Below are 19334 nucleotides of genomic sequence, written 5' to 3'. Positions count from 1 at the left end.
GGGACACCGTCCCTTATGATAGCTAATTGGTAATTACTTTAACCGCGGCAATATAAGTTGATTAAGAATGTCGAGTTTTTTGCTTGCAAAACCGATTACACGTCTTGGGAGCGGCGGCTCGCCGCTACGGTAGTTCATTGGTAATTACTTTAAATCGCGGCAATATAAGGTGATTAAGAATGTCGAGGTTTTGCTCGCAAAACCGATTACGCGTCTTGGGAGCGGCGGCTCGCCGCTTTATATTTTTTAGAAGAGGAGAAGTATCGTGGCAGAAGAATATGCAAAAGATGTAATAATGCAAGAAAGAAAGCGTTGGTTATTCTTTGGAATACCTTGGACATTTACTAAATATACACTTACTCCAAAGAGAATTATACTTAATGAAGGACTTTTGCGTTCAACAGAAAATGAGATTTTGTTATATCGTATTATAGATATGGAGCTTTCGAGGACACTTTTTCAGAAGATGTTTAAGCTTGGTACTGTTACAGTGAAATCTAAGGACGCTTCTCACCCTATTCTTGAGATTAAGAATATTAAAAATTCGAGAGCGTTCAGAGATAGTCTTGCAGAGGCTGTTGAAAATGAAAGACTCAGAATGAAAGTTCGTCAAGGTGAGGTATATGACCCTCAGAGCGTTGCTGAACCTGATGATAATTTTGATGACGGTTTTTAATCCATATTGAATAATATTTGCGAAAATCTGTTTATCAGGTTGCAATATAAAGGCTTGCCGCATAAACTGTTATAAAAGAACAGTGAGGTGATTTTGTGGGCAAGCCTTTAATTATGGTATCATCTGTTACCTATGCTATGAAAGGGCGACAGCTTCTTTCGAGATATGGTATACGAAGCGATATAGTGCGTACTCCGAGCCACATTCGTGGAAGCTCATGCGGATATAGTTTATATGTTCCTAAAAAGACTGATGAGGCACAAAAGATTCTTGAAGCGGCAGGCATAAGGGTTGCCGGAAGAATGGAGAGGGAGAATGTGCCGTGATTTATCTTGATAATTCTGCGACAACTTTCCCAAAGCCGAGAGTAGTTATAAACTCAGTTAATAATTCATTTACGAACTATGGTGCAAATCCGGGCAGAGGAGGACATAAACTTGCGATTAAATCTTCGCAGATAATGTTTGATTCAAGAAATACGCTTATGCGTTTTTTTAATGCACCTGATGAGAATAGTATTGTTTTTACCGGCAGTTGTACAATAGCTTGTAATATGGTTCTGAAAGGTCTTTTGAAATCGGGAGATCATGTTGTTGTTTCATGTCTTGAGCATAACGCCGTTATGCGTCCTTTGCAAAAGCTTTCTGAAAATGGTATAAGCTATACAGTTGCAAGAGTTTATCCTAATGATAATGATAAAACGCTTGATTCATTCCGTAAGGCAATAAATCAAGATACTAAGCTGATATTTTGCATATATGCATCTAATGTATGGGGAATAAAATTGCCTGTTGAGAGGATTACAGCTCTTGCACATCTTTACGGTATTCCGATAGCAGTTGATGCGGCTCAGGCGGCTGGTATCGTTCCAATAGATTTAAAAGAAAGTGGTATTGATTTCCTATGCTGTGCCGGCCATAAAGGTTTATATGGTCCTATGGGAACAGGTATGCTTATATTTAATACTGATATTACCCTTGATACAATTATTGAGGGGGGTACAGGAAGTAACTCATATTCTCTTGAACAGCCGGAAATATTGCCGGATAGATTTGAGAGCGGAACGCAGAATTTGCCAGGGATTGTTGGGCTAAAGGCATCAACAGAATTTATTATGAGGCGTGGAATTACTAATATAGCAAATTCCGAAATGCGTCTTATACAATATCTATATGACAGGCTTTCTAAGATAAAGGAAGTTAAGCTCTATACTGATAGACCTGAAAGCGAACATTATGTTCCGCTTTTGTCTTTTAATATAGAGGGTATGGATAGTGAAACTGTTTCGGCTATGCTTGATAAATATGGAATTGCAGTAAGGGCAGGTTTGCATTGCGCGCCATTTGCACACGAGTTTTTCGGAACTATTGATGGTGGTGCTGTAAGGGTATCTCCATCTATGTTTACAACAAGAAACGATATGAATTATCTTGTTAATGCTATTTTAAAAATTATTCATAATTTAAGAAAGCATTGACAAATGCCTACCAAAGATTATATGATAGTGTTAGTATACCCGCAGACGATTTGCCTGCGGGATTATACAGTCTATTTTTTAAGGAAGTGAAATATATGTGGGAATGGGTTCAGTCGGCATTCAACGGCTTTATTGCTCTTATGAATACCTTTAGACTTACTGATGTACTTGACATTGCCGCAGTTTCATTTATAATTTACAGCGTGATAAAACTGGTTCGTGAAACGAGAGCGGAACAGCTTGTTAAGGGTATAATTATTCTGATTATTGCGTTTGCGCTTTCATTCCAATTTAATCTTAAAATGTTAAGCTCACTTTTCAGCAGCTTTTTCCAATTTTCAGTTCTTGCGGTTCTTATTTTATTTCAGCCCGAATTAAGAAGAGCTTTAGAGCAGATGGGAAGAAGTAAGCTTGGAAAGTATTGGACAAGTCTTGCATCAACTCCTGCGGAAGAAGAAGCAGTACAGCATACAAGAGCTTGCATAGATAGTGTTGTAGATGTATGCGATATGTTTCATAAGACAAAGACAGGTGCTTTGATTGTTTTTGAGCGGCAGACCAAATTGGGCGAAATTGTAAATACAGGTACAGTTCTTAATGCGATACCGTCTACGCCGATTATAGGAAATATTTTCTTTAATAAAGCTCCGCTTCACGATGGTGCTATGGTTGTAAGGGACGGCATGGTTTATGCTGCAGGCTGTATTCTGCCGTTGACCCAAAATGACCAAGTTAGTATAGACCTTGGCACAAGACACAGAGCGGCTCTTGGTATAAGTGAATATTCTGATGCGGTTATTGTTATAGTTTCAGAAGAAACTGGTACAATATCTATAGCCGTTAATGGTGTACTTACAAGAGATTATACTAAGGAAACCCTAAAAGGCGAATTGGAAGCTTTATTACTTCCACAGCCTAAGAGCACAGAAGAAAAAATTCCGATTATTTCGGGTTTAAGAAGGGGACGAAAAAATGAAAAATCGGAAAAGAAGTCTGAGGACGATTAAAAGAAATTTTAGTTTTCATAACTTCCTATATAATGATAAATACATATTGATTTTTTCAATCTGTATGGCTTTTGTTATCTGGATAATTGTTTCGTCAACCTCATCAGACCCTGATGTTAAGACTATAACAGATATTTCAATAAGTATCCCAAATCTTTCAGACGGGCTTGAGGTTATGAAGGCTGAAGATATAAAAGCTGAAATTAGAATAAAGGGAAATAAGCTCGTTATTGGTTCTGTTCAGAGCAGTGATATTCTTGTTTCGGCAGATGTTTCAGAGGTCAATAAGCCCGGTGAATATAAATTGAAGCTTAGTGCAAAAAAACAGGGCATACTTAGCGACTATGAATTTGATTCAACAGTTACTCCATCGACAATTACAGCTTATGTTGATAGGAAAGCAGAAAAAACTCTAAAGATAGAGGAGAAAGTTCAGGTTCAGGCGGGAAGTGAATATCTTAAACAGCAAAATCAGCTTTCGGTTGATTCGGTCAAACTTTCTGGTGCTGAAACTGATATAAAAAGGATTGCAACAGTAAAAGCTGAGTATACTTCAAATGAAACTCTTACAGAAACTAAGACTTTTGATGTTCCGCTGAGATTTTATGATGAAGATGGGGCGGAGGTATCCAGCGATTATGTAACTGCTGAATTTAATAGTGTTCAGGTTACTGTTCCTGTTCTTAAAGTTAAGCGAGTTCCAATTAAGATTGAATTTACAAATATTCCCGACTCTTGGGAGATGCCTGATAATTGGGTTTCTGTTACAAGTCCTGAAAGCGGATATATTCAACTTGCGGCTTCTGACGAGGTTATTGATAGTATTACTGAGATAAAAACTGAACCGGTTGACCTTTCGCAGATTTCGGCAACAAGGAAAACAATGAGCGTTTCTATTGAGATTCCGACATCGTGTACGAATGTTGATAGAATTGAAAAGGTTACACTTAAATTTAATACAGATAAATTTACCTCTAAAAACTTTACTGTAAGTAATGTGGAGCTTAGATCTAATGTTTCGGGGGTTACGGGCAAGCTTTCGGGAGATAGCTTTAATGTGACGATAGTAGGACCTGAGAGCGAGGTTAATGCTATGAAGGCGAGCGATATTACACTTTACGCAACCTTGACGGAATCAGAATCTACAGCGGCGTTTATTACCAAACCTTTGCAAATCAGTATAGAAGGCTATAAATCTTGTTGGTGGAATTATTCCGATGGTGAAAATCACGCAACCTTTACACTTACGAATAAATCAAATACAAGTTCGTCAGCTTCAAATCATTAAGGCTAATTTTAGAAGCCACAGCAGAATTATAAACTGCTGTGGCTTCTTTTTAATGTTGCTAACACAAGAAAATTAAGAGGTGGATAAGTCCACCTCTTTAGTAACAAAGGAATGTTAAGGGTCTTAGGAAAATTTGTTAGCTAATCAGTAGTTAATTGGGAATTTCCTCGACCGCGTCAACTATCTTCCCTAATTCACTACGAGCGAGGCAAAGCCGAGCGATTCTGCGTTTTGACTGCGGAGTCACTCCGCCTTGAGCGAAACTTTTAATTTTAAAAATATGGCTTGCTAGTATAAAGCATATGCTTTCATTTATCATTGACTTGTATGTTTAAGTAGTATATAATTTATTTGTAAAAGCTATTAAAATAGTGCAAATTTACAAATAAGGTGATGTGGGTATGATAAAATTTAAAAATGTTACAAAGGTTTATAATAAGACTATAAAAGCGGTTAATAATGTTAGTTTTGAGGTTCGTGGCGGTGAAATAGTTGGTTTTACCGGTCCAAATGGTTCTGGTAAGACTACAACTATAAAAATGCTTACAGGAATTTTGCCGCCTGATAGCGGAAAAATAAAAATAAACGGTTTCGATATTAAGAAAAATATGATTCAGGCGAAAAGTTCTATTGGATATATCGCTGATAGTCCGGATATGTTTTTAAGATTAAAGGGAATTGAATTTCTTAATTTTATTGCAGATGTTTATAAAGTTTCTGACGATGACAGAAAAAAGCGTGTAAGTGAGTTGGCGGAACGCTTTGAGCTTACTGACGCTTTATCTTCGCCTATGATGTCTTATTCTCATGGTATGCGTCAGAAGCTTATGGTTATTGCGGCTTTGGTGCATAATCCTCCTGTTTGGATTCTTGATGAGCCTATGACAGGCTTAGACCCTAAGTCTTCATATGAGCTTAAAGAAATGATGAGAGAACACGCTAAAAAGGGTAATGCGGTTTTCTTTTCAACTCATGTCCTTGAAGTTGCGGAAAAGCTTTGTGATAAGGTTATCATTATTAAAAAGGGTAATCTGTTATATGATGGTACTCTTGAAAATCTTGAAAGTCAGCATCTTAATCAAACTCTCGAAAATATTTTCTTAGAGATGACGGAAAATTAAATTATCGAAAGGAATGAATTTATATGCGACTATATCTTAAATTTGTACATATACTTATTAAATCGGTGGAATTCAGCGACGATGAGAAAAAGCGAAAGAAAATTTTTAATACAGCTATGGCACTTATAGTCTTATTGGGCATAATGCTTCCTGTATCATTTTTTGTGGGAATTGTTGTTTATGCAATAACTGGCGGTCTTACACAGCTTGGAGGTCAAGAAGAGGGAATAGCACTATTTTTACATTTGATTTCGGCTTTTTCATTTGTATTTGGACTGAATGTAATTTATAATGTTTTTTATTTTTCTGCTGATGTGGAATCTATATTACCGTTGCCGTTAAAACCTTATCAGATAGTTTCTGCAAAATTTACAGCAGCATTGATAAGCGAAAACATGATGCAGTTTATGATAGTTCTTGCGGCTATGGCGGGATATATTTTTGCTATGGGATTGCCGATATGGTCGTGGCTTGTGGCTGTATTATGTATGCTGACGCTTCCAATAATACCTATGGTTTATTGCGGTATAATAGCTCTTGTTACTATGTACTTTACTCACTTTATTAAAAACAAGGACAGAGTAAACAAGCTAACCGGTGTATTGACATTGTTTATAATTCTTGGAATTGTGCTTTTTTGCGGAAATATGAGCGATTTCAGCACAGATTCAATTACACAGGCTATTGCAAGTGATAATTCACTTTTGAATGTTATGAATATTATTTTGCCACATATAAGATTTATAGTTTCAGGTGTTTCGGGAGATATTCTTGGTATAGTTATCTATCTTGCAATAAATATTGTTGCAGTTGTTGTATTTTTACTTCTTGCAGAACTTATGTATTTTAAAGGCGTTATAGGGATTAGCGGTGCAGGTTCTAAAAAGCAACGCTCTGTTGATTTCAGTAAAACTGTAAAGGGCTTGAAAACAAGGGCGGTTTCATTAAGTTACTTCAAAAAAGAAATTCTTATTCTTGTAAGAACCCCAGCATATTTTATGAATTGCGTTGTGATAAATCTTGTATGGCCGATTTTGCTTTATCTTGTTTATGCATTACAAGGTCCTGATAATTTCTTGGGGAAATTCTTTAAAGATTTAAGTAACGGAAATGCTACTGCCGGGCTTATATTTATTTTCTGTGCATCAGGAATTTCAGTGCTTATAACCTCTGCAAACAGCATAGCCTCAAGCTCAATTACAAGAGAGGGAAGTCACTTTGCGTTTATGAAATATATTCCCATAGATTTTATGACGCAGATAAATATTAAGGCGAGTGTAGCAATTTTAATCAGTGGTTTAGGAATGATTATATATGTTATAATTGCAGGAATACTATTTTCATTGAATGGTATGTTTGTACTTTTCACTTGTCTTATAAGCTTATTTTCAGTTATATTTGCATCATATTTCGGAGTTTATATGGATTCTATTAACCCTAAGCTTGTATGGGACGATGAAGTTAATGCCTTGAGAGGAAATTATAATATTTTCTATAATATGGCACTTTCAATATTACTTGTAGCGGTTTTATGTGTTATTGCGTATTTGCTTTTTAGCTTTGTCGGAGTAAGCGAAATTGTGTTAGAGATTGGTTTAATGATTGCTTTGGTTGTATTTTGTGGAATAAGCTATTTGCTTTGTAAAACAAGAGCAACTAAGAATATCTATGAAACTGCTGCGTAATTGAATTTTTATTTAGCGTAAGTTCGATAAAAGTTAAAAAGCTTGCGTTAAGCTTTCTAAAATATAGTAATATGATTATTTGAAAAGTCTGTAAACCTTTTAAAATTTGGTTTTACAGACTTTTTTCTTTTTTATTAATAAATAAAAAGTCAACGCAAAAAATATATTGAAAGAATCTGCCAATAATGATATAATATATTATATTTGTTTAATCTAACCTAATTTTGTGATTGAACTGTTAAGATTTTTCTTGACGGTATTTATGAGTACGAAAGGAATTTTTATCTATGTTAAGAGAGAACTGTTACAGAACTTTATACTGCGGTGACCTGAGAGAGAGTCATATAGGGCAAACTGTCCGTGTTGCCGGCTGGCTTGAAAATATTCGTGACCACGGCGGCGTTATGTTCCTTGATATCCGTGACCAATATGGTGTTGTTCAGGTTGTTATTCACGATGAGAGTATGCTCAAGGGACTTAATAAGGAATGCTCGCTTACAGTAAGCGGTTCAGTTGTTAAGCGTGATGAGGAAACCTATAATCCAAAAATTGCAACGGGTACTGTTGAAATAGTCGCAGACACATTGACTGTTCTTGGAAAAGCTCCTGTTGCACTTCCTTTTGAAATTGCTACATCTAAGGAAACAAAGGAAGAAGTTCGTTTGAAGTATCGTTTCCTTGACCTTAGAAATAAGAAGGTTCACGATAATATCGTACTTCGTTCACAGGTTATTTCATTCCTTAGAAATAAGATGACAGAGCTTGGCTTCCTTGAGCTGCAGACACCTATTCTTTCTGCATCTTCACCAGAGGGTGCAAGAGATTATCTCATTCCAAGCCGTAAGCACAAGGGAATGTTCTATGCACTTCCACAAGCTCCTCAGATTTTCAAGCAGCTTTTGATGGTTTCTGGCTTTGATAAGTATTTCCAGGTTGCACCTTGCTTCAGAGATGAGGACGCAAGAGCAGATCGTTCACCAGGTGAATTCTACCAGCTCGATTTTGAAATGGCTTTTGCAGAACAGGACGATGTTTTTGCAGTAGCAGAAGAAGTTCTTTATGAAACATTCTCTAAGTTTTCAGATAAAGAGGTTTCTAAGCCACCTTTCCGCAGAATTCCATATGCAGAGGCTATGGTAACTTACGGTACAGATAAGCCTGACCTCAGAAACCCACTTCTCATTAAAGATATAAGCGATATGTTTGTTGAAACAGATTTTGCACCATTCAGAGGCAAGACTGTTCGCAGTATAAATGTTCCTAACGCGGCTTCACAGTCAAAGAGCTGGTTCAAGAAAATGGAAGAGTTTGCACTTTCTATTGGTATGAAGGGACTTGGCTATGTTAAGGTTCGTGAAGATTTTACATTTGATGGTCCTATTGATAAGTTCCTCAAAGAAGGCGACAGAGAAAAGCTTATCGAAATCAATGGCTCTAAGGCTGGAGATGTAATCTACTTTATTGCTGACAGCAAAGAGCTTGCACCAAAGCTTGCAGGACAAATCAGAACAGAGGTTGCAGAGCGTCTTTCACTTATCGACAAGAGCCGTTTTGACCTTTGCTTCATAACAGACTTCCCAATGTATGAGCATGACGAGGATACTGGAGCAGTTATCTTTACACATAACCCATTCTCAATGCCACAGGGCGGTATGGAAGCACTTCTTACAAAAGACCCTTGCGATGTTCTTGCATATCAGTATGATATAGTTTGCAACGGTATAGAGCTTTCATCTGGTGCTGTAAGAAACCACGACCTCGATATTATGGTTAAGGCATTTGAAATTGCAGGATATACAGAAGAAGATTTACAACAGAAATTCTCCTCACTTTACAGAGCATTCAAGTATGGCGCACCACCACACGCTGGTATGGCACCTGGAATCGACAGAATGCTTATGCTTCTTACTGATGAAGAAAACATTAGAGAGGTTATTGCGTTCCCTATGAACAGCAATGCACAAGATGTACTTCTCGGAGCACCAAACGAGGTTACAGAACAGCAACTCAGAGAAATTCATATAAAGATTAGATAATATTGGAGATTATGAGTTCATAAGAAGGGAGAATGAAAATGGTTGACCGCGAGGAAATTTTGAAGATTGCTACACTAAGTAAGCTTTTTGTTTCTGAGGAAGAATTACCAAAGCTTACAACCGATATGGAACAGATGATAGCATTTGCGGATACTATCAATAATGCAGAGGACGCAAGTACGGATTTTGATAATATCAACAATCTTTGCAATGTGCTCAGAGAAGATGAGGTTGTTCCGTCTCTTGATAGAGATAAAATTCTCGGAAACGCTAAGGATATTGATGATGGTCATTTCCTTGTTAAAAAGCGTGCATAAATTTTTAGGTGGTGAAGTAATTGAGTTCAAGAGGAAACATAAAAAAATTAGCTGATATGTTAGAGAGCAAGAAAATTTCTTGCACAGAGCTTACACAATCATATATTGACGAAATAGAAAAGAGCAACGGCGAACTTAACGCCTATGTTAAGAAAACTCCTGAGATTGCTTTGGACACTGCGAAAAAGGTCGACGAGAAAATCTCTAAGGGCGAAAAGCTTTCCCCACTTGAGGGTATTCCTATGACTCTCAAGGATAATATTTCAACAGACGGAATTGAAACAACCTGTTGTTCAAAAATCCTCAAGGGCTATGTTCCGATTTACGATGCAACAGTCTGGAATATTCTTAAAAAGCAAAACGCAGTTCTCCTTGGCAAAACCAATATGGACGAATTTGCAATGGGTTCATCTTGCGAAACTTCTTGCTTTGGCGGAGCTAAGAACCCTCACAACATAAATCATGTTGCCGGAGGAAGTTCAGGCGGTGCAGCTTCTGCTGTTGGTGGAAATATTGCTGTATATGGCTTGGGTTCTGATACAGGTGGTTCTATCCGTCAGCCTGCAAGCTTTTGCGGTGTTGTAGGTTTAAAGCCAACCTATGGTGCGGTTTCAAGATATGGCTTGATTGCTTATGCTTCAAGTCTTGACCAGATTGGACCTATAACAACTTCTGTTGAGGACGCAGCTATTGTTTTTGATGCAATTTCTGCATATGACAAAATGGACTCAACTTCTCGTGGCAGACAGGGTGCAGCTACTGTTGATACTCTTAACAATTCTATCAAGGGTATGAAAATTGGTATCGCAAAGGAGTATATTGAAGGCGTTCGTGACGATGTTAGTGAAGCTGTTATGAATGCAGCAAAGGTTTATGAGTCACTTGGTGCGGAGATTGTTTACTTTGATTTACCGGTTTTGAAGTATGCACTTCCGGTTTACTATATTCTTGCTTGTGCAGAGGCATCTTCTAACCTTGGCAGATATGACGGTATTCGTTATGGATTTAAGGCAGAGCATTATGACGATGTAAACGATATGGTTAAGAAAACAAGAAGTGAAGGTTTCGGCGATGAAGTTAAACGCAGAATACTTCTTGGCACATATGTTTTGAGTTCAGGCTATTATGACGCTTACTATAAAAAGGCTCAGAACCTCAGAGGTACTATTGTAAATGCTTTCAAAGAGGCATTTACAAAGTGCAATGTAATTCTTGCACCAACTGTTCCTATGACAGCTTTTGAGAATGGTAATGCTATAAGCGACCCTGTCGAAACCTATCTTACTGATATTTGCACAGTTCCTGTAAATATTTGCGGACTTCCTGCTGTTTCTGTTCCATGCGGATTTAACGCAAAGGGTATGCCTATCGGTATGCAGCTTATCGGTGACAGCTTCTCCGAGGCTACTATACTTAATGTGGCACATCAGTATGAAACAGCTGTTCCAGAGGCATTTAGGGCTTCTGATTTTGGCGTAAAGCTATAAGGAGGTTTGCAAATAATGAAATATGAGATGGTTGCGGGTTTTGAAACCCATGTTGAGCTTTCAACAAAGACAAAAATTTTCTGTGGTTGTACAACTCAATTCGGCGGTGACCCTAATACTCACTGCTGTCCGATTTGTATAGGCTTACCAGGTACACTTCCTAAGCTTAATCGTCAGGTTGTCCGTTATGCAGTTATGGCAGGTCTTGCAACAAACTGCACTATTCCTGAAATTGCAAAGATGGACAGAAAGAACTACTGCTATCCTGACCTCCCAAAGGCTTATCAGATTTCACAGTTTGATATGCCATTGTGCGTAGGCGGATATATTCCGCTCTCAAACGGCAGAAAGATTCGTCTTACAAGAATCCATATTGAAGAGGACGCAGGTAAGCTTATTCATCGTCACGGAGATACTCTTGTTGACTATAACAGAGGTGGAGTTCCACTTATTGAGATTGTTTCCGAGCCTGATATAAGGTCTATTGAGGAAGCAAGAGAATATGTTGAAAAGCTTCAGCTTATTATGAGATATATCGGAGTTTCTGACTGCAAGATGCAGGAAGGCTCTATGAGATGCGATGTTAATATTTCTGTTCGTGAGGTTGGCAGTGATAAGCTTGGCACAAGAACAGAAATTAAGAATATGAACTCAATCAACTTTATTGCAAAAGCTATGGAATATGAGTTTGAGCGTCAGGTTGATATTCTTGAAAATGGTGGTAAGGTTATTCAGGAAACACTTCGCTATGATGATGTTACAAATACTACTTCAAGTATGCGTGGCAAGGAAGACGCTAACGATTATCGCTACTTCCGTGACCCTGACCTTGTTACTATAAGTGTTTCAAGAGAAGAAGTTGAGGAACTTAGAAATCTTCTTCCTGAACTTCCTGTACAGAAAGCTGAAAGATATGTCAGCGAGCTTGGACTTTCCGAAACAGATGCAGCACTTCTTACAAAGTATCGCAAGATTGCTGAATTTTACGAGGAAGCAAGTAAGGGTACAAAAAATCCGAAAACTGCCGCAAATTTCATTATCGGTCAGATTTTCCGCAGACTTGATACAGAAAGTGATAAGGAAGCTTTTGATATTAAAGTTAGTGCAGAGGATTTGCGTGAGCTTATTAAGCTTATTGATGATGGCAAGATTAAGATGAACCTCGCTAAGAGTACACTCGAAAAAATGCTTGATACAGGCAAAAAGGCAACTGAATTTATTTCAGAAAGCGATATGGGTGGTCTTGATGAGGCAACTATGATTTCGCTTTGCGAACAGGCTGTTGAATCTAATCCTAATGCTGTCAACGATTATAAAAACGGCAAAGAAAAGGCAATTAAATCACTTGTTGGTTTTGTTATGAAAAATTCAAGAGGCAAGGCAGACGCTGTTGCCGCTGAGGCTAAAATAAAAGAGCTTATTGCTAAGGCTTAAAGCCTTAAAAATACCGTCACAGAAAGATAAGCCTGTGACGGTATTTTTGTTGCTATTTGTTTTTATAGAAGGTTTGCATAAAACCATCTTTTTTTGTTTCGCTTATGTCACCGCCGATAACTTTATTATCAAGCACAAGAAGATTTGCAACGATTTTACTCTTACTATCGTAGTTAAGAATTTTATATGTATATTTAGTACATTCCTCGCCACTATATTTCGTAAGGTCTAAGCCCTGTTGTTTTTGAAGTTCATTATAGCTTGTGTAAACTTCATTAAATTCTGATGGGATTGTAATTTTTTCGGTTTTAGTTGCTTTGCCTGAAGTTTTCCAGCCGAATTGTTCTAAAAATTCGATTCTTCCGGCATTCCCATCAGCCTCAAGGCTGTATGAACCTTTTTCTCCATTAGCACTTGAGGGAGCGGTTGACAATATGGTGATTCCGATTATAAGCATAATTACTGCTGCGACAATAGCACTTACGATTATTACCGTTTTTTTCTTAGGCTTTACTGAAACTATGAACATAAAAACACGCTCCTTTATTTATAAAATAATATGAAATTCCAAACGAAAATATTTCTAAAAATATCACTAATGGTTACATTTTTTATAATTTTCTGTGTAGCTATTGTATTTAGTACGATTTTAATGTAAAATATAATCTATATAAATATAATAGAGATAAATATACTCACGAATAGTCGGAGGTAGATTATGAGTCTAAATGATAATATAGAAAATCAATTTGAAAGCGAAGAAACTCAAGAAGTTAATGAAAACACAGTATCGTCTGAAGCTGAAAACAATATAGAGGATAGTCAGGATAATTCTGAAATAATTTCAGCTGATGAAACAGCTACTGAACTTGAAGATATTGAAGATAGCAATGCAGATATTGATGAAGAAAGTCCAAAAGCTAAAAAACACAAAAATAGAACGCTTGTGGTTGCAGCGTCTATTTTTGTGGTGACAGCATTATCTTTTGGTGCTTGGTATACTTTTTTTAATAAAGATATTTCTGGCGTTTGGGCAACAGATGTTAAGATTACTGACAGTGAAGGTAAAACCAAAACTGCAACTATGAAATTTGATTTTGAAAATACAGAAAGAATGAGCTTTTTTGAAAATGAAAAGTCTTATTTTTCTGATAAAGAATCTAACTCTCCGTCTGCAAAAATGATAAATGGTGGAAGAAGTTGGTCCGGTTGGTATAATAAGACAACTTCTGAGGCTAATGAAAATATCTTACAACTTTATTTCTCCGCATATCAAAGTGTTTATTCTTATAATTACGAGGTTTCCGGTAATATATTTAATGGCAGGACACTAAAGCTTACTAATGGCGATGAGGTTATGGAATTTACACAATCCGATAATAGTTATGCCTTAAATCCTGATGATGATTTTAAACCTAATACTGGCGTTGTTGGTAAGTGGGATGCGAATGGTATAATTTATACATTTACTAAGGACGGAAGATTCTCTGAAGATACTGGAGATTCAAAAATCGAGGGTACTTATAATTTCGGAGAAAGCGATGACGGTTACGATGCTATAATAGTTAAGTATATGTATAACGGAGAGGTTAATACAGTTACTATTCCCTATCTTTTAAAGGGCGATAAGATGACCTTAACTTTCAATGGCTATGAGGTTGACCTTACTAAAAAGGCTGAATAATAATTTATCGGGGGAAAATATAATGCTTAATCGTGAATGGAAGCAATTTAAAAGTGGTACAGACATAAGAGGAGTTGCAGTTGAATATAAAGAAAATAAGGTCAATTTGACAGATGAAGCTGTTCGTGCTATGGCAGGTGGTTTTGTGCTTTGGCTTAGTAATAAGGTCAATAAAAAGCCAACTGAACTTAAAATCTCTGTTGGACGAGATTCAAGAATTTCCGGTGAACATATACTTGGTCTTTGTGCTGATGTTATGAAGGAAAGTGGTGCAGAGGTTATCGACTGCGGTCTTTCAAGTACGCCGGCTATGTTTATGACTACAGTTGATTTAGCTTGTGACGGTGCTTTGCAGATTACAGCAAGCCACCACCCGTTCTACCGCAACGGACTTAAATTCTTTACGAGAGATGGTGGTCTTGAGGCTGAAGATATAGAAGAAATTCTTCAATTCGCACAAGACGGCAAAACATCTGAAAGAGTTTCAGGCGGAACTATTACTAAATATAATTATATGAAAGATTATGCCGCCGGACTTCGTGACATAATCAAAAAAGCTGTTAATGCGGAAGATTATGACAAGCCCCTTAAGGGCTTTAAGATTGTCGTTGACGCTGGAAATGGCGCAGGCGGATTCTATGCTTCTGATGTTTTAGAGCCACTTGGCGCAGACACAGAAGGTAGTGTTTACCTTGAACCGGACGGTATGTTCCCTAATCATATACCTAACCCTGAAAACGAAGAGGCTATGGCTTCAATCTGTTTGGCGGTTAAGAAGGCTAACGCTGATTTGGGCGTTATATTTGATACAGATGTTGACAGAGGCGGTGCTGTTGATTCAAGCGGAAATGAAATCAACAGAAACAGACTTGTTGCAATCGCAGCAGCTATAGCACTTGAGGGCAACGAGGGCGGTCTTATTGTAACAGATTCCATTACTTCAAGCGGACTTAAAGACTTTATTGAGAATGAGCTTGGTGGAAAGCATCTCCGCTTTAAGCGTGGATATAAAAATGTAATCAATGAGGCTCTCAGACAAAACGAAATGGGTGTAAACTGCCCACTTGCGATTGAAACTTCAGGTCATGCAGCTATGAGAGAAAATTATTTCCTCGATGACGGTGCGTATCTTTGCACAAAAATTATTATTAAGCTTGCACAGCTCAGAAAAGAAGGAAAAACTCTTGAATCGCTTCTTGAAAATCTTGCTGAACCAGTAGAAAGCAAGGAAATAAGAATGAATATTCTTACAGATGATTTCAGAGCGTATGGAGAAAATGTTATTGAAAACCTTACAAAATATGCTGAGAAACAGCCTGAATTTATTATAGCACCTGATAATCATGAAGGTATTCGAGTATCATTTGATAAAAATAATGGAGATGGTTGGTTCTTACTTAGATTGAGTGTACATGACCCAATTATGCCTATGAATATTGAAAGTAACAGCGTTGGTGGCGTTGAAACAATTCTTAAAAAATTAGAGGGTTTCTTTAAGGAATTTACCGAGCTTGATTCTTCAGGCATTTCTAAAGCTTTAGGAAGGGGTTGATTAATTGAGTAGCAGTAATAAGAACTATAACCGAAGAGCAGGTACTCCATCACTTATTGTAGGTTTATCTCTTGCAGTTATTGCTGCGGTTATTGCGTTGATAGTATCATCACAAACAAATAGAAATCAGGAACAGAAACCTGTTGCACAAACTTCATCTCAGGATTCATCAGTTGTTAGCACAGTTTCAAAAGTAGAATCAAGCGAAGATTCTGAAAAAAAAGTGGAAGCTGTCAAGAGAAACGGTCTTGAGATAAAGTATATTGATGTTGGGCAAGGTAATTCTACTTTGGTTATGCTTCCTGATGGTAAAAATCTTCTTATTGACGCAGGTTCTAAGGAAAATGGCGATAAGCTTGTGAGCTATCTGAAAAATGAGAAAATTGAAAAAATAGATTATCTTATTGCAACTAATGCTGATGTTAACGATATAGGCGGTATGCCAAGTGTCATAGAAAATTTTGATATAGGCAGGGTTTATGCACCAAATATAGAGGATATTATTGATGCATATGAAACAGAGAAAAATGTATCAGAAGTATATAAAAGCTTCACAGAAGCACTTTCAGCCAAAAAGCTGGTTAAGCTTGATGCAAGTAGCGGAACACATGTTTATTTTTCTCTCTCTCTTACAGTAGATATAATTTCACCGAACGATAGTGCATATAGCGACTTGAATAACTATTCAACAGCCGTACTTTTAAAATATGGTCAGCAGAAATTTATATTTATGAGTGATGCAGAAAATTATTCTGAGCAGGAAATCATTGATAATGGTATTGATATAACTTCAGATGTTATTATGATTGGCAATCATGGAAGTTCGGCAGCCTCTGGAAAATCATTTATAAAGGCTGTTGCTCCGAAATATGCGGTTATCTCTTGTGGTGCGAATAATAGTGAGGGTTATCCTCATCAGGAAACACTTAAAACTCTTGAGCAAAATGAAACTAAAGTTTTCCGTACAGATTTAAATGGTACAATTACTCTTAAATCTGATGGTATGAATGAGCTTAAATTGACGCCTGAAAAACAAGTTAATAAGGAAACTGCTTCATCAATAGAAAGTTCAGCGACTGATGAATCTGTAACTAAGTCAAGTACAGAGTCTGAATCATCAGATAGTAAAACAGAAAGCAACACAGAAAATGAGACTTCCAAGGAAACAACAGAAGAATCAATTGCAAGTGCAGCTTAAGTAAAAAACCGAGGTTAGCAAAGGTGCTGACCTCGGTTTTGATTTTGTGCTTATTTTAGAAATGTATGGTTGAAAGGAGTATACTGAAGATACTTACAACCATAAGCCCTGCAAGAACAAGTGCAACAATTCTTATGATAAGCTTTCGTTTTTTATTGTTATTCATAGTAATTATCCTTTCATTTAATAATTATAGTATAGCATAAGTTCCAAAATTTTCAAGCCTTTATTGACAATGAGTGTTATTTGATTAGAAAAGCTTATTTGGTATGATTCAAAAAATTATTTATAGCATTTTAAAACAGATATGTACTATGTATTTATTTGCAAGAAAATGTAAAAGTATTTGCAAAGTTACTTTAAATTTGAGTTTATTTATGATATAATTTTATGGAATGACTTTTAATGGTGTATTTTTTATTTTTTCGAGATATTTTTCATATAGAAGGGTGAATGTAGTTTGAAAAATGATAATTTTGAAAAAGGCGAGGATATTATAGCGGGCAGAAATCCTGTTTCAGAAGCACTTAAATCCGGGCGTTCTATCGAAAGACTACTTGTTGCTCATGGTGAAATGAGCGGTTCGGTTAAAGTTATTGTTGCTAAAGCTAAGGAAAAGGGTATTCCGATTAAAGAGGTTGATAGCAGAAAGCTCGATTTTATGTGTGGTAATGCTAATCATCAGGGAATAATTGCTGTGGCAGCGGTAAAAGAGTATGTTAGTGTCGATGAAATTCTTAAAATAGCAGAAGAAAAAGGTGAGAAACCTTTTATAATTATACTTGATAATATAGAAGACCCACATAATCTCGGTGCTATTATCCGTACTGCTGAATGTGCAGGCGCTCATGGTGTTATAATACCAAAGCGCAGAGCCGCAGGCCTGACATTTTCTGTTGGTAAGGCATCTGCAGGCGCATATGAATATATGCCGGTTGCAAGAGTTACAAATATTCCTGCAACTATTGATGAACTTAAGGAAAAAGGACTCTGGGTATACGGTGCTGATATGGACGGTGAAACCTATTGCACTAGCGACCTCAGAGGTGCGTGTGCTTTGGTAATAGGTTCTGAAGGTAAGGGCTTGCAGCGGCTTGTTAAGGAAAAATGTGATGTGATATTATCCTTACCTATGCTCGGAAAAATTAATTCTCTTAATGCATCTGTTGCTGCTGGTGTTCTTATGTATGAATTTACGCGCCAGCGACTTGAAATAAAAGCTAAATAAGGGGGAATTTCAATGTCAGAGGAAAAAAGAACTCCAGACAAATTGGAAGATAAAGCTCTTAATGATATGACTGATGATTTCGGTGATGTTTTTAGTGAAATTAAAGATAAAAGCGATGTTGAATCGAAAGAAAATCAGTTGGAGGAAGAATCTGCAATTCGTGGAATTTTCGGACGCATAAAAAAGAAAAACAGTAATCAGCAAAATTCCGTATCTGAAACTGAAAAGAAAACTTCCTCTATGAAGCTTAGCGATAGCCAGGAAATTCTTGACCTTAGCAAAAAAGTTACAGAGAGTGCTAAAAAAGAAGCAGTAGTTATAGTTAAGGCTGAAGAAGAATCAAAGGGTGTTACAACTATTACTATGAAAATTCCTAAGCTTACTGATGAAAAACTTGCTGAAATTACAGAAGAAAAAAATCAAGCTGATATACCAGAAAAAAAATCCCAAAATGAGGAAAAAAAGTCTGAAATTAAAAATCAAGATTCCAATAATGAAGTAGATAATACTGCTGATATCCAAAAGCAAACTGAACAGAAAATTGAAAAAAACGAATCTGACGAACAGGAAGAAAAAATTTCAGAAGATTTTTCTCAAGATATAGATGAAAAACCAAGCTTTAAGTCAAAATTCTCTAAGTTCCTTTCTACTGCAAAAGAAAAAGCGTTATATTATCTCGGGTTTGAAGATGATGAGAATTATGATGACGATGTTATATTCAGTACAAGTAGTGGAGTAGAGCGTTCAAAAAATGCTAATCCGCTTGATTTTGATGAGGAATATAAGGAAAATATTGTTTATCAAGCATCAGATGATGAGAAAAAAGATGACAAACCAGATTTATTAAAAGTTGCTGCACAGAATACAACTATAAATACAGATTTTGCTTTGACGGAAGATAAGACAAAAGAAAATAATAGTCAGGATAATGCGGAAGCTGATAAAAAGTCTATTGTAGCGGAAACTAAAACGGAATCTGATGAAAAGTCTGTTGTAGTGGAAATTAAAACAGAATCTGATGAAAAGCCTGTTGTAGCGGAAACTAAAACAGAATCTGATGAGAAGCCTGTTGCAGCGGAAAATAAAACAGAATCTGATGAAAAGTCTGTTGTAGTGGAAATTAAAACAGAATCTGATGAAAAGC

The 19334-nt window shown here is 36.7% G+C and carries 17 protein-coding genes; 16 read left to right on the top strand and 1 reads right to left on the bottom strand.

Annotation, left to right across the window (positions count from 1 at the left end; all coding sequences use genetic code 11):
• Positions 1-265: 265 nt before the first annotated feature.
• The 11 genes from ACLU24_RS07030 to gatB all read left to right on the top strand — a co-directional run bounded on the left by ACLU24_RS07030 (position 266) and on the right by gatB (position 12528).
• Positions 266-676, top strand: a complete 411-nt coding sequence (locus ACLU24_RS07030; RefSeq protein WP_412611382.1) for a PH domain-containing protein — start codon at positions 266-268, stop codon at positions 674-676.
• Between the two features lie 95 nt (positions 677-771).
• Positions 772-1002 (top strand): putative Se/S carrier protein, encoded by a 231-nt coding sequence (locus ACLU24_RS07025; RefSeq protein ID WP_412611381.1) that lies wholly within the window; start codon positions 772-774, stop codon positions 1000-1002.
• A complete protein-coding gene (locus ACLU24_RS07020; RefSeq protein ID WP_412611379.1) occupies positions 999-2153 on the top strand; it encodes an aminotransferase class V-fold PLP-dependent enzyme in 1155 nt (384 codons plus the stop codon). The genes ACLU24_RS07025 and ACLU24_RS07020 overlap by 4 nt, the downstream gene beginning before the upstream one ends.
• Before the next feature lie 95 nt (positions 2154-2248).
• Positions 2249-3160, top strand: a complete 912-nt coding sequence (cdaA, locus tag ACLU24_RS07015; protein WP_412611377.1) for a diadenylate cyclase CdaA — start codon at positions 2249-2251, stop codon at positions 3158-3160.
• Positions 3126-4448, top strand: a complete 1323-nt coding sequence (locus ACLU24_RS07010) for a CdaR family protein (protein ID WP_412611375.1) — start codon at positions 3126-3128, stop codon at positions 4446-4448. The genes cdaA and ACLU24_RS07010 overlap by 35 nt, the downstream gene beginning before the upstream one ends.
• Before the next feature lie 401 nt (positions 4449-4849).
• Positions 4850-5569 (top strand): ABC transporter ATP-binding protein, encoded by a 720-nt coding sequence (locus tag ACLU24_RS07005; protein ID WP_412611373.1) that lies wholly within the window; start codon positions 4850-4852, stop codon positions 5567-5569.
• A gap of 23 nt (positions 5570-5592) precedes the next feature.
• Positions 5593-7254, top strand: coding sequence for a hypothetical protein (locus tag ACLU24_RS07000; protein ID WP_412611370.1), 1662 nt, complete (start codon positions 5593-5595; stop codon positions 7252-7254).
• 287 nt (positions 7255-7541) lie between these two features.
• Entirely contained in the window at positions 7542-9290 is a 1749-nt protein-coding gene (aspS, locus tag ACLU24_RS06995; RefSeq protein ID WP_412611367.1) for an aspartate--tRNA ligase, read from the top strand.
• A gap of 32 nt (positions 9291-9322) precedes the next feature.
• The gene (gatC, locus tag ACLU24_RS06990; RefSeq protein WP_242972097.1) at positions 9323-9607 is read left to right on the top strand and encodes an Asp-tRNA(Asn)/Glu-tRNA(Gln) amidotransferase subunit GatC; all 285 of its coding nucleotides are present in this window, start codon (positions 9323-9325) and stop codon (positions 9605-9607) included.
• A 56-nt stretch (positions 9608-9663) separates the two neighbouring features.
• Entirely contained in the window at positions 9664-11094 is a 1431-nt protein-coding gene (gene gatA / locus ACLU24_RS06985; RefSeq protein WP_412611630.1) for an Asp-tRNA(Asn)/Glu-tRNA(Gln) amidotransferase subunit GatA, read from the top strand.
• 15 nt (positions 11095-11109) lie between these two features.
• On the top strand, positions 11110-12528 hold the full coding sequence (gene gatB, locus ACLU24_RS06980) for an Asp-tRNA(Asn)/Glu-tRNA(Gln) amidotransferase subunit GatB (RefSeq protein WP_412611364.1): 1419 nt from the start codon (positions 11110-11112) through the stop codon (positions 12526-12528).
• Between the two features lie 52 nt (positions 12529-12580).
• Here gatB and ACLU24_RS06975 read toward each other — a convergent pair whose 3' ends face one another.
• Positions 12581-13057, bottom strand: a complete 477-nt coding sequence (locus ACLU24_RS06975; RefSeq protein WP_412611362.1) for a DUF4830 domain-containing protein — start codon at positions 13055-13057, stop codon at positions 12581-12583.
• A 189-nt stretch (positions 13058-13246) separates the two neighbouring features.
• Between ACLU24_RS06975 and ACLU24_RS06970 the strand changes: the two genes are divergently transcribed.
• From ACLU24_RS06970 to ACLU24_RS06950, 5 genes are all read left to right on the top strand, one after another.
• Complete coding sequence (locus tag ACLU24_RS06970) at positions 13247-14212, top strand: hypothetical protein (protein WP_412611360.1); 966 nt, start codon at positions 13247-13249, stop codon at positions 14210-14212.
• Positions 14213-14234: 22 nt separating this feature from the next.
• A complete protein-coding gene (locus tag ACLU24_RS06965) occupies positions 14235-15764 on the top strand; it encodes a phosphohexomutase domain-containing protein (protein WP_412611358.1) in 1530 nt (509 codons plus the stop codon).
• Between the two features lie 4 nt (positions 15765-15768).
• Entirely contained in the window at positions 15769-16962 is a 1194-nt protein-coding gene (locus ACLU24_RS06960; protein ID WP_412611357.1) for a ComEC/Rec2 family competence protein, read from the top strand.
• Between the two features lie 460 nt (positions 16963-17422).
• On the top strand, positions 17423-18190 hold the full coding sequence (gene rlmB, locus ACLU24_RS06955; protein ID WP_412611354.1) for a 23S rRNA (guanosine(2251)-2'-O)-methyltransferase RlmB: 768 nt from the start codon (positions 17423-17425) through the stop codon (positions 18188-18190).
• A 12-nt stretch (positions 18191-18202) separates the two neighbouring features.
• The coding region (locus ACLU24_RS06950) for a hypothetical protein (RefSeq protein WP_412611351.1) at positions 18203-19334 on the top strand (1132 nt) is incomplete at its 3' end.

The sequence above is a fragment of the Pseudoruminococcus sp. genome, assembly GCF_047012705.1.
GTDB lineage: Bacteria > Bacillota > Clostridia > Oscillospirales > Acutalibacteraceae > Pseudoruminococcus.
The sequence above is the reverse complement of the archived record's forward strand: the minus strand, read 5'-3'. Positions and strand labels throughout refer to the sequence as shown.